The sequence below is a fragment of the Amycolatopsis sacchari genome (assembly GCF_900114035.1).
Classification (GTDB): domain Bacteria; phylum Actinomycetota; class Actinomycetes; order Mycobacteriales; family Pseudonocardiaceae; genus Amycolatopsis_E; species Amycolatopsis_E sacchari.
Map to the genome: position 1 here is coordinate 34,151 of NZ_FORP01000032.1, position 14,258 is coordinate 48,408.

The 14,258-nt window shown below is 71.5% G+C and carries 12 protein-coding genes; 7 read left to right on the top strand and 5 right to left on the bottom strand.

Going from position 1 to position 14,258, the window contains the following annotated elements; translation table 11 throughout:
- Positions 1-77: 77 nt before the first annotated feature.
- Complete coding sequence (locus BMZ92_RS32840) at positions 78-2,252, top strand: 2Fe-2S iron-sulfur cluster-binding protein (RefSeq protein ID WP_091515740.1); 2,175 nt, start codon at positions 78-80, stop codon at positions 2,250-2,252.
- A gap of 9 nt (positions 2,253-2,261) precedes the next feature.
- On the opposite strand, the gene BMZ92_RS32845 is transcribed toward BMZ92_RS32840, so the two are convergent.
- Positions 2,262-3,488, bottom strand: a complete 1,227-nt coding sequence (locus tag BMZ92_RS32845) for an FAD-dependent oxidoreductase (protein WP_091515743.1) — start codon at positions 3,486-3,488, stop codon at positions 2,262-2,264.
- Between the two features lie 88 nt (positions 3,489-3,576).
- Complete coding sequence (locus tag BMZ92_RS32850) at positions 3,577-4,557, bottom strand: LacI family DNA-binding transcriptional regulator (protein ID WP_091515746.1); 981 nt, start codon at positions 4,555-4,557, stop codon at positions 3,577-3,579.
- Positions 4,558-4,676: 119 nt separating this feature from the next.
- Between BMZ92_RS32850 and BMZ92_RS32855 the strand changes: the two genes are divergently transcribed.
- The 3 genes from BMZ92_RS32855 (at position 4,677) to BMZ92_RS32865 (ending at position 7,785) form a co-directional block, all read left to right on the top strand.
- Positions 4,677-5,588 carry a dihydrodipicolinate synthase family protein gene (locus tag BMZ92_RS32855; RefSeq protein ID WP_091515748.1) on the top strand — a complete coding sequence of 304 codons (912 nt, stop codon included), beginning with the start codon at positions 4,677-4,679 and terminating at the stop codon, positions 5,586-5,588.
- Between the two features lie 97 nt (positions 5,589-5,685).
- The gene (locus tag BMZ92_RS32860) at positions 5,686-7,068 is read left to right on the top strand and encodes an MFS transporter (RefSeq protein ID WP_091515751.1); all 1,383 of its coding nucleotides are present in this window, start codon (positions 5,686-5,688) and stop codon (positions 7,066-7,068) included.
- Between the two features lie 63 nt (positions 7,069-7,131).
- Positions 7,132-7,785 (top strand): TetR/AcrR family transcriptional regulator, encoded by a 654-nt coding sequence (locus BMZ92_RS32865; protein ID WP_177228977.1) that lies wholly within the window; start codon positions 7,132-7,134, stop codon positions 7,783-7,785.
- Positions 7,786-7,883: 98 nt separating this feature from the next.
- On the opposite strand, the gene BMZ92_RS32870 is transcribed toward BMZ92_RS32865, so the two are convergent.
- On the bottom strand, positions 7,884-8,684 hold the full coding sequence (locus BMZ92_RS32870) for an alpha/beta fold hydrolase (protein ID WP_218153597.1): 801 nt from the start codon (positions 8,682-8,684) through the stop codon (positions 7,884-7,886).
- A complete protein-coding gene (locus BMZ92_RS37670) occupies positions 8,681-8,830 on the bottom strand; it encodes a hypothetical protein (protein WP_177228978.1) in 150 nt (49 codons plus the stop codon). Before BMZ92_RS37670 ends, BMZ92_RS32870 begins: the two co-directional genes overlap by 4 nt.
- An 84-nt stretch (positions 8,831-8,914) precedes the next feature.
- Between BMZ92_RS37670 and BMZ92_RS32875 the strand changes: the two genes are divergently transcribed.
- The 3 genes from BMZ92_RS32875 to BMZ92_RS32885 all read left to right on the top strand — a co-directional run bounded on the left by BMZ92_RS32875 (position 8,915) and on the right by BMZ92_RS32885 (position 11,212).
- Positions 8,915-9,523 (top strand): TetR/AcrR family transcriptional regulator, encoded by a 609-nt coding sequence (locus tag BMZ92_RS32875; RefSeq protein ID WP_091515754.1) that lies wholly within the window; start codon positions 8,915-8,917, stop codon positions 9,521-9,523.
- A gap of 40 nt (positions 9,524-9,563) precedes the next feature.
- Positions 9,564-10,265, top strand: coding sequence for a trimeric intracellular cation channel family protein (locus BMZ92_RS32880; RefSeq protein WP_091515757.1), 702 nt, complete (start codon positions 9,564-9,566; stop codon positions 10,263-10,265).
- Positions 10,266-10,369: 104 nt separating this feature from the next.
- A complete protein-coding gene (locus BMZ92_RS32885; RefSeq protein WP_143250001.1) occupies positions 10,370-11,212 on the top strand; it encodes a hypothetical protein in 843 nt (280 codons plus the stop codon).
- Between the two features lie 293 nt (positions 11,213-11,505).
- On the opposite strand, the gene BMZ92_RS32890 is transcribed toward BMZ92_RS32885, so the two are convergent.
- Positions 11,506-14,256, bottom strand: a complete 2,751-nt coding sequence (locus BMZ92_RS32890) for an alkaline phosphatase family protein (protein ID WP_091515761.1) — start codon at positions 14,254-14,256, stop codon at positions 11,506-11,508.
- Positions 14,257-14,258 lie beyond the last annotated feature (2 nt).

Consider the following 14,258-nt stretch of genomic DNA (forward strand, 5'->3'; position numbering starts at 1 on the left):
ACCGCGGGCCCCAGCGCACGGGACGGACCCCGAAAAGCGAGTAGCCACAGATGCGAGTGATTGCTCATAATTGAGCCATGAGCAGCGGTAATACTACCGTCCACCGGCTGACCACGGCGGACGAGATCGAGGCGGCGGTGGGCCGCCCGGCTCCGATGATCACGCTCAAGGAGGTCAGCGCGCTCGACGAGGGGTGCCGGACCGTGCTGGCCCGGTCGCCGATCGCGGCCTTCGGCTACCGCGACGCCGACGGCGTCAGCCGGACGACCTTCATCGGCGGCAGCCCGGGCTTCGTGCGCGTCCATTCGCCCACGCGGATCTCCTTCGCCGTGCCCGGAGGTGGTGCACCGGAGGGTCCGGTCTCGTTCTTCTTCCTCCTGCCGGGCGTCGGGGAGATCCTGCGCGTCAACGGCGTGGCGACCGCGCGGAAGGGCGCGGAGACGACCGTGAGGATCGAGCAGGCCTACGTGCACTGCGCGCAGGCGGTGATGCGCTCCCGCCTGTGGCAGCCCGCCGTCCGCGTCGAACCCGCCGTCACCGGGATCAGCGGGGACGGGCCGTTGTGCCGCCCGGGTATCGCCGAGTTCGTCGCCGCGGCACCGTTCCTCGCACTGTCCTCATGGGACGGTTCCGGCGGGAGCGACACGAGCCCGCGCGGGGACCAGGAGGCGGTCGCGCGGATCCTGGACGGGCGCACCCTCGTCATCCCGGACCGCAAGGGCAACAAGCGCGCCGACACGCTGCACAACCTGCTCCAGGACAACCAGCTGTCCTTCGCCGCGCTCGTGCCGGGCCGCAGCGGCGTGCTGCACGGCCGCGGCCGCTGCACGATCACCGACGATCCCGCCCTGCTGGAGACGATGGCCCTGCGGGGCATGCCCCCGCAGCTCGCGCTCGTCATCGAGGTCGAAGACGCCGAGGTGCGGGCCAACGACGCCGTGACGCGCTCGCGGCTGTGGACGCCCGAGGCGTATCTCGACGACGGCCCGATGCCGAGCCTCACCGCGGTGGCGGCACAGCACCTGGCCGCCAATTCGGCGAAAAGCGAAGGGGGCCCGCCCGCGCTCCTGCTGAAGGTCCTCGGAGCGATCCCGGGAATCGACAGTGTGATGCGGGTCGTGATGGACCGGGCTTACCGCTCTGGCCTGCGGAAGGAGGGTTACGACGACCTCGGGCGCGGCCCCCGGCGTCGTGGCTTCCGGCGCCGCCGCTCCCCCGACGACAGCGGGACGGCGAACCCCTTGCGGGAGGTGCGCGTCGTCGAGGTGCGCAAGGAGACGCCGAGTGCCGTCACCCTCGTGCTGGAGGACGCCGGGAGCAAGCCGCGCTCGTTCGACTTCCGGCCCGGCCAGTTCTTCACGCTGGTCGCCGACGTCGGCGGCCGCCAGGTCCGGCGGGCCTACTCCGCCTCCTGCGCGCCCGGGTCCGCGCGGCTCGAGGTCACCGTCAAGCGGGTCGAGGGCGGCGGGTTCTCGACCCACGTGCACCAGCACCTGCGGGCCGGGGACCGGCTCTGGGTCCGCGGCCCGTCCGGCTCCTTCCACGCGCCACCGCAGCCTCCGGAGGAGGTCGTGCTGATCGCCGCGGGCAGCGGGGTGACCCCGATGATGAGCATGATCCGCACCCGGCTCGCGGACCGGGCGGCGGGCGACCGGATCGCGATGCTCTACAGCAGCCGCGACGAGGAGGAGATCATCTTCGCCGGCGAGCTGGCCCGGCTGGAGGCCGAGCAGCCCGGCCGGCTGTCGGTCACGCACGTGCTGAGCCGCCGCGACGGGCGCCTCGACGCCAACCGCGTCCGTCACTGGATCACCGAACGCGCTCCGGCAGAAGGCGCCCACTACTACCTCTGCGGCCCCGAACCGCTCATGGACACGGCGCGGGACGTCCTGGCCGACCTGGGCGTCCCCGACGCCCAGGTGCACCAGGAGCGCTACTCCAGCGGCGCGGACCCCGTGACGACCGTGACCGAGCCACAGAAGATGATCGTCGAGGACGGGGGCCGGCCGGTCGGCACGGTGACGGTCGAACCCGGCCAGACACTCCTCGACGCGGGACTGGCGGCCGGACTGCCCATGCCCTACTCCTGCACGGTCGGCAACTGCGGCGAATGCATGGTGCGGCTCCGCGCCGGGAAAATCGCGCAGAACGAGCCGAACTGCCTGACGCCACAACAAAAAGCCGACGGCTACGTGCTGACGTGCGTGGGGTGCCCGCTCTCGGAGGTCACCCTCGACATCGCGGACCACTGACCGCCGTCGTCACGCGAGGACGGCGCGCATCCTGGCTTCCGCCTTGTCGATTTCGCCGAGCTGCTCCAGGATTTCGCGCGGCGACGACTCGCCGACCACCTTCTGCAGCAGTGGAGTCCGGTCCAGGACCAGGTCGCGCAGGGGGCGCAGCGGCCGGGGCGCGTGGTGGAAGACCTGCCCGAGGACCCAGGCCTGCTGCGACTGGCGGGCCGTGTGCGGCTTGCGCGGTGCCTCGAACGCCTCCAGCGCCCGCCGCACCGCCGCGTAGTCGCCCAGGTCGACCCCGGCCAGGTGGCGGCCCAGGAAATAGCCGTCCTCGGTGGCCATTCCCGCGCCGTAGGCCGCGTAGGGCGAAGTGGGGTGCGCCGCGTCGCCGACCAGCGTCGCGCGGCCCTTCGACCACTGCTTGAGCGGTCTGCGGTCACGCAGCACCCAGCGCTGGACGTTCTCCGGCGCCGTCGCCGCGATCAGCCGCGGCAACGGGTCGGCGAAGCCGGCGCCCATCGCGGTCGCCGTCGCGTGCAGGTCCCCCGTGAACTCCGTCGCCGCGTCGTGAGCACCGAGCACCCACCACTGGAACCCGTCGCGCCCCTTGTGCCGGATCGACGTCCAGCTGCCCTGCACCGTGCGGTCGTGCGCAACGATGCACAGACCGGCTTCGGCACGCACCTCCTCGTCGAGGGTGAAGCCCCCGAAGATGTGCAGGTTGTGCTCCCGCTTGGGCGACTCGCCCCACAGCGTGCGCCGCACCAGCGAATCGATCCCGTCCGCGCCGACCACCACGTCCGCCTCGACGACCTCGCCGTCGGCCAGGAACAGCCGCGCCCCCGCCTCATCCTGCTCGAACCGCTCGACCGGCCGGTTCACGTGCAGCACACCGCGCGGCAGCGCCGACAGCAACCGCTCGTACAACTCCGGGCGCAGCAGCCCGATGAACCCGCCCCCGTAGGCGTCGACGACGTGCCGCGGCAGCTCCACGCGGGCACGGGTGCGCCCACTGGCGCTGCGGAACTCCGAGTAGCACGGGGCACCCAGGTCCGCCGTGTCGACACCCAGCAGCCCCAGTGCCTTGATGGGCGGGGGCCACAGGTTGAGGATGTTGCCCGCCGGCCGCGCCTGCGGGTAGCGCTCCAGGAGGGTCACCTCGTGACCGGCCTGGTGGACCGACAGCGCCGTGGCCATGCCGGCCGGCCCGGCGCCGATGACCGCGACGCGGCCCCGTCTGGGTGACGTCATCGTCGTTCTCCTCACTGAGAAACCGTAGTGCCGACTCCGGTTAGGTGGGCAAGAGCGTAGTGGACGCTACGGTTTTGTCAACGCGACGTCAGCTGCCGGCGGGCGCGGTGGAACGACGCGGGATGAGGGTCGGCGCGGCGACGAGGGTGCGGGGCGGCTCGCCGCGCCCGGATTCCTTGAGCAGCTCGAGAGCCCCGGCGGCGATCTGCCCGAACGGGACGCGCACGGTGGTCAGCGGCACGGGCAGCCGGCTGACGATGGGGATGTCGTTGTAGCCGACGATCGACAGGTCCTCGGGCACGCGCAGCCGGAGCGCGTGGGCCGCGGCCAGCACGCCGATCGCGGTGTTGTCGTTGACGGCGAAGATCGCGGTGGGCCGGTCCGCCCGGTCGAGCAGGGCCCGCCCGGCGATCTCCCCGGATTCGATCGAGAACGCGTCCCCGGCGACCAGCCGGTCGTCGAAGCCGATCCCGGCCTGGTCGAGGGCTTCGCGGTAGCCGGCGAGCCGCTCGATCGCGCTGGAGGCGTAGGCCGGGCCGCCGACCAGGCCGATCCGGCGGTGGCCCAGGTCGAGCAGGTGCCGGACGGCCAGGTGCGCGCCGAGCCGGTCGTCGCCGACCGAGGCGGGCCCCGTGCCGTCGGTGCGCAGGGCCAGCGCGTGCGGCACGTCCCGCGCGGTCGGCGTGCCGAGCCGGGCGGTGGTCAGGATCAGCCCGTCGACCCGCCGCCGCACGAGCGTCTGCAGCGCGAGCTGTTCGGTGTCCGGCTTGTCCTCGGTGGTCGCGACGATGGCGAACATCCCGCGGGCTCCCGCGGCGGCCGCGATCTCCTCGTAGAGCATCGCCATCACGGTGTCGGTGAGCCGGGGCACGATCACCCCGACCGTGTTGGTGCCCGACCGGCGCAGCCCGGAGGCCAGCGGGTCGCGCACGTAGCCGAGCTCGGCCGCGACCCGGCGCACCCGTTCCGCGGTGGGACTGGTGGAGTGCGGCAGCCGCTCGTCCAGGACACGGGACACGGTGGACTTGCTGACCCCGGCGGCCCGGGCAACGTCGAGGATGGTCACCACGGGGGCCAGGCTACTGGCCGGCGAGGACTTTCCGGATTCACTGTTGACGGCGGGAAGCACGTGCCGCATCCTATGGGAACGTTCCCGCAACCGTTCCCGACCAGAAGGAGCACCTCGCGATGACACTCGACCTCCGCGGCCTCAACCCGGCGCCGGTCACGCCGTTCACCCCCGACGGCGAGGTGGACCACGCCGCGATGGCCAAGCTCGGCACGTGGCTGGCCGGCCACGACGGCGTGAAGAGCCTGGTGATCCTCGGCCACGCCGGCGAGGGCACGTTCCTCACGCAGGAGGAGCAGGTCGCCACCATCGCGAACCTGGTCGAAGCCGTGGACGTGCCGGTGATCGCCGGCATCACCGGCGAGGGCACCGCGGTCGCGGTCGCCGAGGCGAAACGCGCCGTGGCGGCCGGCGCGAAGGCCGGACTGATCTACCCCTCACACGGCTGGCTGCGCTTCGGCTACCAGGCGGGCGCCCCGCAGGACCGCTACCGGGCGATCTACGAGGAGTCCGGCCTGCCCTGCATCCTGTTCCAGTACCCGGACAACACCAAGGCCACCTACGACCTGGACACCCAGCTCGAGATCGCCGCCCAGGAAGGCGTTTTCGCCACCAAGAACGGGGTGCGCAACATGCGCCGCTGGGACACCGAGATCCCCGTGCTCCGCCGCGAGCACCCCGACCTGCAGATCCTGTCGTGCCACGACGAGTACCTGCTGCACACCATGTTCGACGTCGACGGCCTGCTCGTCGGCTACGGCGGCCTCGCTCCCGAGCCCCTGCTCGAGCTCATCGCGGCGGGCAAGGCCCGTGACTACCCCGCGGCCCGTGCCGTGCACGACCGCCTGCTGCCGGTCACCAAGGCCGTCTACCACCGCGGCTCGCACATGGAGGGCACCGTCGCCCTCAAGCTCGGCCTCAAGGCGCGCGGCATCCTCGAGCACGCCGGCGTCCGCTCCCCGCTGATCGACCTCTCCCCCGAGGCCGAAGAGGAGATCGTGCAGGCGCTCAAGAGCGCCGAACTCGTCTGACCCCACTCGCGTCCCGGCGGCGGCCCCCGCCGCCGGGACCGGCGACAATGCTGTCCCGACGACTCCGCACCGCAGCGGAGGGCGAGGAAACGAAACCATGACGACTTTCGCCGCCGGCAGCTCCGGCGCGCCCGCCAAGGCCCACGCCGCGCTCGTGGCGCGGCTCGAGCGGCTCCCGGTCACCCGCCGGCTGTTGATGATCCGCGTCATCATCGGCACCGCCACCTTCTTCGACGCCTACACCGTGCTGGTCATCGCCTTCGCGATGCCCAAGCTGGTCACCGAATGGCACCTCACCCCGGCGTGGGTCGGGCTGATCCTCTCCGCGGGCTACGTCGGCCAGTTCGCCGGCGCGATCCTGTTCGGCTGGCTCGCCGAACGCGTCGGCCGCCTGCGCACCCTGCTCATCACCATCGTGTTGTTCGTGTCGATGGACATCGCGTGCCTGTTCGCCTGGAGCGGCGCCTCGATGCTGGTGTTCCGCTTCCTGCAGGGCATCGGCACCGGCGGCGAGGTGCCGGTGGCCAGCGCCTACATCAACGAGTTCGTCGGCGCGCGCAAACGCGGCCGGTTCTTCCTGCTCTACGAGGTCATCTTCCCGGTGGGCCTGCTCTTCGCCGGGCTCGCCGGGTACTTCCTGGTGCCGGAGTTCGGCTGGCGCGCCCTGTTCGTCGTCGGGCTCGTCCCGGCCGTGCTGATGATCCCGCTGCGGGCGTTCATGCCCGAATCGCCGCGCTGGCTCGCCGCCAAGGGGAGGTTCGACCGCGCCGACAAGGTCGTCACCATGCTCGAACGGGAGGCCGTCAAGGAGGGCAAACCGCTCCCCGATCCCGTCCCGCGCCCGGTCACCGCACCCGCCGCGGGTGCCGGGTGGCGCGAGCTGTTCCGCGGGATCTACCTCAAGCGCACCCTGATGCTGTGGGCGCTGTGGATCACCGTCTACGTCATCAACAACGGGCTGGTGACCTGGCTGCCCACGCTCTACCGGCAGGTGTTCGACCTGCCCCTGCAGACCAGCCTGCTCTACGGCTGGATCACCTCGGCCGTCGGCGTCGTCGCCTCCGTCCTCTGCGCGCTGTACATCGACAAGGTCGGCCGCAAACGCTGGTACGCCCTCGCTTTCCTGGCCGCCACCGTGCCGCTGGTGATCCTCACGGCCCTCGGCGCCACGACCGCCACCCAGGTGGTCGTCCTCGCCCCGATCGCCTACGCGATCCTGCAGACCATCGCCTTCTCGCTCTACCTCTACTCCGCCGAGCTCTACCCCACGCGGCTGCGCGCCGTGGGCACCGGCTTCGGCAGCGCCTGGCTGCGCGCAGCTTCCTCCGCCGGGCCGCTGCTCGTCGGCTTCGTCGTCGCCGGCCTGGGTATCCGCTACGTCTTCGCCGCGTTCGCCGTCGTGGCGCTCGTCGGTGGTCTGGTCACCATCCGCCACGCGGTGGAAACCAAGGGCCGGGTCCTCGAGGAGCTGTCCCCCTGACTCGACGACGGGCGCTGATACTGTAGCGAGCGCTACGGTTCAGTCCACGCGGTGAGGAAGTCCATGAGCAGACCGGCACCCGGCGGTGAGGCGCCCAGCCTGCCGATGGTCCGCCCTCCCCTGCAGAAGCGGTCACGCGAAGCCTGGGAGCGCATCCTCAACGCCGGCGTGACGATCATGGAGACCAGGGGTTACGAAGCCTTCACCATCGCCGCGGTCTGCGAGCAGGCCGGCGTCGCCCCGCGCGCCGTGTACGACCGGGTCGACGACAAGGACGCCTTGTTCCTCGCCGTGTACGAGCACGGGATCGCCCGGGTCCGCGCGGACGAGGCGGTCTTCGAGGGCGAGCGCTGGGACGGCGTGCCCCCGGACCGCCTCGTCGACCAGGCGGTCCGGGAGCTGGCGGGCATCTTCGCGAAACACGCCGCGTTCCTGCGCTCGGTCGTGCTGATCTCCGGGGTGCACGAAGAGGTCTACCGCCGCGGCGCCAAGTACAGCCGGGCCGTGGGAGACCGCTTCACCGGCCTGCTGCTGCGCTGCCGCGGCGAAATCCGCCATGAGGATCCCGAGGGCGCGGTCCGCCTGGTCTTCACCACCCTGTTCTCGACACTCGTCCTCCGCACCGCGTACGGACCGGCGTTCACCACGAACCCCTTGGCGGACAAGGACTTCCTGTCGATGCTGACCGACATGGCACGGCGCTACCTGCTCGGGTGACCACGGCTGCGACGTGGATCGCGCACCCGAAGGCCGCCGGGATCCAGGCGGAGGATGCGGCGATCCTCCTGGGACACGACGACCTCGCACGCCGTAGGTCACCGCCGGGTGAGAGACGGGTGGGCGAGCACGAACTCGCGGAGCAACCCGGCGGTTTCCCGCGCGAACTCCACCGTGATCCCGTGCCGTGCCCCCGGGATCACCTCCAGCCTCGCCCCGGGGATCGCGTTCGCGATCTTCCGCCCGGTCCCGGGGGTGGCCGCGGGATCCTCCTGGCCGTAGATGAGCAGGGTGGGCGCGGTGATCCCGGGCAGGCGGCCGGTGAGGTCGTAGCCCGGGATCGCGGCCAGCCGCCGCGCGTCGGCCTCCGGGGAGCGGTGGACCAGCATCGACTTGAGTTCGGCCACCACCTTCCCGTCCGCCTGCCCGCGTTCCGACAGGGCGAAGGCGAGCATCTGCGCATCGCGCTCCGACGGCGACTGTCCGACGATCTCGAAGGCCACGGGTACCTGCAGGGCCGAGGCGTCGGAGAAGGTGTCGCCGACCGTCAGCGACTGCACGACCTGGGGCACCGACACCGTGACCTGCAGGGCGATGAAGCCGCCGAACGAGGAGCCGAACAGGTGCGCCCGTTCGTAGCCCAGTCCCCTGATGAGCGCGGCGCAGTCCTCGGCGGAGTCGGGGATGCCGTAGGGCTCCGGCGGGTTGACCGGCGCTCCGCTGTCGCGCCGGTCGTAGGCGATCGCCCGGATCCCGTCCCCGAGCAGGGGCCGGAACGTGTCGTACTGGATGTGGGTGCTTTCGCCGCCGTGCAGCAGGACCACCGGTTCACCGGCCCCGGACTCCGCGTAGGCCATCTCGATCTCGCCCGCCTTCACCGCCTTCAGCGCGGCGCTCATGCCCGCACCTCCGCGTTCCCGCCGACGAACGTCCCGCGGCCGTTGGTCTCCCCCGGCAGGCGGTGCTCGCTCGGCGAGCGCTCGCTGATGTAGTGCGTGGCGGTGGTGTCGCCGGGGTTCTGCGCGGCGGACTCCACAACGCTCACCTTCTCAAAGAGGCTAATTGCCTCTTTAACTTGCCCCCGCTCCACCTCGGTGTCCACGGCCGGGTGGATGGGAAGATCGGAGGCGTGCCAGAGAACGGGGAGACGACCGGCGCGCGACCGGCGGCGCGGCCGGGCGGCCGCAACGCCCGGGTGCGGTCGCGGATCCTCGCGGCGACGACGGAGCTCGTCGCCCGGGACGGCGTGGCCGGCCTTCGCTACGAAGAAGTCGCGAAAGTCGCCGGTGTCAACAAGAACACCGTCTACCGCAACTGGCCGGACCGCGCCGAACTCGTCAGCGAGGCTTTGCTGCGGTACGCGGAGGACTCGGCCCCTTTTCACGACTCCGGCGACCTTCGCCGCGATCTGGTCGACTTCCTGATGGCGTTCTCCGAGCGCCAGTCGAGCCCGATCAACCGTGCCCTGGTGCAGGCCGCCGTCGCCGCTCCCGGGAACACGGACCTCGACGAGGCGGTCCGGGTCGCCTACGACCACCGGCTCTCCACCGTCCGCAAGCGGTTCGACAGCGCCGTCGCCAAGGGCGAGATCCCCCCTGTGGACAGCTATTTCCTCACCGAACTGCTGTCAGGGCCGGTGTACCTCTACATCAACCGGCGACGCCGCCCCTTCACCCGTGAGGTGGCGGAGAAGATCGTCGACGTCGTCCTGGCCGGCATCCACGCCACCACGCCGTAGGGCGAGCCCCAGGTCTTCGCGGGTCCTATGGTTTTCGACCATGGCGGGTGACACCACTGTGGAAGCGATCAACCAGGCGGCGCGGTACCTGGACCTCGCCGGGGTGTTCGCCGCCGCGATCCTGGGCGGGGCGGTCGGGCGCAGCGAACGGCTGGACCTGTTCGGGATCCTCGTGGTGGGCAGTATTTCCGGGCTCGGCGGAGGCGTCATCCGGGACACGCTCCTGCAGCACGGAACACCCGTCGCGCTCACCGACTACGCCTACCTCCCGACCGCGCTCGCCGGGGCGTTCGTCGCGTTCGCCGTCTCCATCGGCGCCCGGGCCTGGGACCGCGTGTTCACCGCGCTCGACGCCGCCGTCATCGGGCTGTGGGCCGTCAGCGGCGCGCAGAAGACGCTCGCCGCCGGGCTGGGCTGGCTGCCCGCGGTCCTGCTGGGGACCACGACGGCCGTCGGCGGCGGCGCACTGCGCGACGTGCTCCTGCGGCGGGTACCGGCGGTCTTCGGCGGCACCCCGCTCTACGGCACGGTCGCGGCGGCCGTGGCCGCCACCATGGTCATCTGCACCTACCTCGGCGCGCCGGTCGCCGGGTTCGCGATCGGTGTCGTGGGCGCGCTGCTGTTCCGGCTGGCCGCGCTGAAGTTCGGCTGGAACCTGCCCAACGGGCTCAACTGGCAGCCCCACTCCCGGCTCGCCGCCGCCTTCCGCCGTCGCCGCCGCACACCGCCGGAGAGCCGGTGAACGAGGACCATTCGATGGCCGCCGCCCGGCGCTGTGCCTGACGCGAACTCCTCCACGCCGGCCTGCCGTGGACGGACGGCGGCTTCCCTGGTAACTTGCTGGCTGTGCAGCAAGTTAGTTCGGGACGAAGACGACGCGCTCTCTCGCTCGCCACGGAGCCGGTGACCGGGCACCTGCTCGAACTCGCCGCTGCCGCTCGCCGCCTCGCGGCGCGTTCGGCGGACTGGCCCCTGCCCGCTTACGCCGCAACCGGCGAAGAAGTCACGGTCACGGAGTACCTCGAGGCACGTGCGCGGGAGGCGGCGCACACCGCCGAACTGTCGGTCCTCGTCGCGGCGGTGCACGAGTTCGCGGCTGATCTCGACGCTTGGACCAAAGCGGGATACGGGTTCGCCGACCTCCCGGACGAGTTCGCCGCCCCCTCCCCCGCCCTGCCCGGCAAGCGGTACTACCCGGCGCTGGGCCGGGTCCGGCGCCTCTCGGCGGACCTCGGCACCGACGCGACGACGGCGTACCGGAACACGGCGGAGGCGCTGCACCTGCTCACCGGGCTGCTGGACCACCTGCGGCTGCACCCGGACCGCTTGCGCGAGGCCACCGAACGGCAGACCACGCTGGCCCTTCGCCTCACCTCGCTCGAAGGCATCCCCCGCCGGGAGGCGCGCCTCATCGCCGCCGACTACCTGACGGCCGCCGCGGCGCGGTGCCTCCCACCGGCGGCGACGGTGCCCGCACTGCTCGCCGAGGCGGCCGCCGCCCGCGGCCGATCGATCACCGATCCGCGGCGCGCCCTGCGAGGGCTTGCCGCCGCCGGATCACCCGGCACGGGAGCGAATCCGGTCGGCGGTGACGAGCACCCTCCGGGGCGAGGTCCAATCCCGCCACCGGCGCAACCCGGTCCCGCCAGAGATCCGTCACTCCCCAGCGGTCCGCTCCCTGCGTGCTGAGCATCCGGCCCGGGTACTCGGGCGGCAGCTCGCTGACCTCGTCCAGTCGCCGGATCTCGTCCTCCCGCAGCTCGACGTCGACCGCGGCGAGGTTGTCCTGGAGCTGGGCGAGCCGCCTGGCCCCCAGGCCGGCGCGATCCCCGCAGCCGTGGGCGCCGGCGGTCGGCCTCAGCACTTCCAGCACGTTCCACACCCGTTCCTCGTCGCGGCTGAACTTCCCGGACAGCAGACACCGAGGGTGGCACGGCACAGGGCCCCGGCCGGCGGCCGGGGCCCTGCTCACACCAGCGACGTCAGTCGGAATCCGAGGACGGGATGTACGCGCCCGGCACCTGCTCCGGGGCGTAGATCCGGTCCTCACCCGGGTACGGCTGCGCCCACCCGTGCGTCTGGTACCACGTGAAGTGGTCCATCTGCGCGGGGTTGGCGTAGTCGGCCACGGCGTCCGGGCCGGTCAGGCGCTGCCGCGCCTGCCAGGCCTGCCACTGGGCCGCCACCTGCTGCTTGTCCGCCGGCACCGTGGCCGACGGCTGGACGGCGGCGTCCTGCGGCGCGACGACGTCCGGGCCGCACGTCGGCTGCGGCGAAACGCCCAGCGTCAGCGAAGTCCGGTTCGGCACCGCCGTGAACGGGGTGAAGTCCGGCTTCGCCGTGAAGGCCGTGCTCATCGGCGTGGCCGCGCTGTCCTTCTGGTTCATCGGCTTGATGCCGAGGATCTGCTCGATCGTGCGGATCATGGTGATCTGCGAGTAGTACCGGCTGTCCACGACCCCGTGCTGCGCGTACGGGCTGATGATCTGCACCGGCGCCCGGTGCCCGTCGACGTGGTCCAGACCGGCCTGCGAGTCGTCCTCGACGACGAAGATCGCCGAGTCCTTCCAGTACTGGCTGTGCGAGATGGTGTCGACGATCTGGCCGAGCGCCAGGTCGTTGTCGGCCACCTGCGCGGCCGCGTTGGCGGGCCCGCCGGTGTGGTCGCTGGACAGCCAGAACATGTTCAGGTCGGCCGGGCCGTTCTTCTCGAAGTCCTGCTTCCATATCTGGTACCGGTAGATGTCCGGCACCGACGTGTCGAACTTCGGGAAGCCGGGCACCGACACGGAGTTCAGCGACGGGATCGGCGACGACGAAACCAGCGGGTAGGCGGTGTTCTGCCCGGTCGCCGCCATGTTCTTGGTGTCGCAGTACAGGTTCTGCCACGTCGCGGCCGCGGGCTTGGTCAGGAACTGGTGGAACTCCCCGAAGTCCCGCACGGTCCTGCCCGCCGCCTGCGCACCGGTCCACAGGAAGCCGGAGCTCTGGTGGCCGAGCGCGTCGTCCTCGGTGTCGTAGCTGCGCAGGTACTCACCGGCCGAGGACTCGGTGTACTCGGGGTTGTCGGCCTGCATCAGCCAGTTGTGCCCCTCGGCCGAGTTCGTGCCGATGTCGTAGGTGTTGTCGTAGAGCCCGAACTGCCGCTCCAGCGCGTGCTGGTTCGGGGTCACGTTCTCGCCGAACTGCGCGAGCGCCGCGTCGCCGTTGCCGCGCGGGTCGTCGCCGAAGAGCTGGTCGTACGTCCGGTTCTCCTTGACCACGAGGAAGACGTGCTTGATGGTCGAGGGGTCGCCGAGCTTGTCCGGCACCGGAACCGGCTTCTTGGCGCCCTTGCCGTTGGCCACCCGCACCGAGTTGGGCGTCCACCCGTTCTGCTGGAAGACCTTGGCGGTGTAGCCGTGGATGGCGCCGTCGTTCGGCAGCCGGAACCGCTGCACGCTCGACGTGGTGTCGTGGGTCGTGTGCCCGGCCGCCGTCGTGGGGCGCAGCGCGTCGATCCCGCGGGTGTTGGAGACCACGACGTCCTTGCCGACGGTCGTGATCGCCGTCGGGAAGTAGTCCGTCGGCAGGAGTCCGACGTAGCTCACCGGCTCCTGCGCGCGGCTGTAGCGGTACACCGCCACAGCGTTGGCGCGCCCGAGCGTCACCAGCAGGTGCCCGTCGTCGGTGAGGGTGATGCCGTCCGGCTCGTAGCCGACCGTCGCCTCCGGCCACGGCTGCGTCGCGATGGTCTGCACCACCTTGTCGCGGCCGGTGTCGATGACGGACACGGTGTTGCTGTTGGTGTTGGCGACGAACAACGCACCGTTCTTGGCGTAGAGCGCCGTCGGGTGCAGGCCGACGTCGATGCTCCTCGGCGCGGCCGCGGGGTTCGCCAGGTCGATGACGCTGACCGTGCCGGTGGTGGTGGCGCCGGTGAACGGGTCGGCGGGGACCTGCGTGCCGTAGGAGTTCAGCGTGCTGTCGCCGGGACCGGCCGGGCGCCCGCCTTCGTTGCTGACGTAGAGCTTGTTCCCGACGCGCGCCAGGTCACGCGGGGCGTTGCCCACGGCCCAGCTCCGCTGGACCGCGCCGGTCGCCGCGTCGAGGGCGACCACGCGGTTCTGCCCGTTCACCGCGGAGTACACAGTGGACCCGTCCGGCGAGAACAGGGCCTGGGCCACGAGCGCGTGCTTGTCACCGTCGGCCGGGATCTTGATCGACGTCGGGTTGGCGACGGTGCCGTCGGGGTTCACCGTGAACCTGGTGTAGCCGTCGGTCTGCGCCATCCAGAGCGTCTTGCCGTCCGGGGAGTACGTGGGCCCTTCCTGGCCGACGTCGTTCCCGCTGATCTTGAGGTTCGCCGTCGCGGAGTTGCCGACGAGCTGCTGCACCTTCCAGTTCTTCAGGTCGACGATGGTGAGCGCGATCCCGCCGTCCGTCGTCAGCGCGGCGAGGTGACCGCCGTCCGGGCTCACCGCCGACGCCATGATCTTGCCGTTGTTCACGACGAGGCGATCGCCGATCGGGTCGATGTACTGGTCGCTGGAGACGACCTGGCCCTTGTCGGTGAGCTGGCCGACGTGCTCGTCGCCGAACTGCTGCGTCGAGGCGGCGCCGACACCGCCACCCACCGCGACGAGCGCGAGGGTGGTGGTGCCGGCGGTCGCGAGGCGCACGCGACCGCCGCGGTGCGCGAGGAGGCGGGGTTTCGCCTTCCCGGCACGCCGTCTGCGGCGTGTTACCTGCATGG

Bases quoted from the DNA above. Each gene is read 5' to 3' on its own strand.
- BMZ92_RS32855 (WP_091515748.1), top strand. From the start codon at position 4,677: ATGACACTCGACCTCCGCGGCCTCAACCCGGCGCCGGTCACGCCGTTC.
- BMZ92_RS32860 (WP_091515751.1), top strand. From the start codon at position 5,686: ATGACGACTTTCGCCGCCGGCAGCTCCGGCGCGCCCGCCAAGGCCCAC.
- BMZ92_RS32845 (WP_091515743.1), bottom strand. From the start codon at position 3,488: ATGACGTCACCCAGACGGGGCCGCGTCGCGGTCATCGGCGCCGGGCCG.
- BMZ92_RS32890 (WP_091515761.1), bottom strand. From the start codon at position 14,256: ATGCAGGTAACACGCCGCAGACGGCGTGCCGGGAAGGCGAAACCCCGC.
- BMZ92_RS32880 (WP_091515757.1), top strand. From the start codon at position 9,564: ATGGCGGGTGACACCACTGTGGAAGCGATCAACCAGGCGGCGCGGTAC.
- BMZ92_RS32865 (WP_177228977.1), top strand. From the start codon at position 7,132: ATGAGCAGACCGGCACCCGGCGGTGAGGCGCCCAGCCTGCCGATGGTC.
- BMZ92_RS32870 (WP_218153597.1), bottom strand. From the start codon at position 8,684: ATGAGCGCCGCGCTGAAGGCGGTGAAGGCGGGCGAGATCGAGATGGCC.
- BMZ92_RS32840 (WP_091515740.1), top strand. From the start codon at position 78: ATGAGCAGCGGTAATACTACCGTCCACCGGCTGACCACGGCGGACGAG.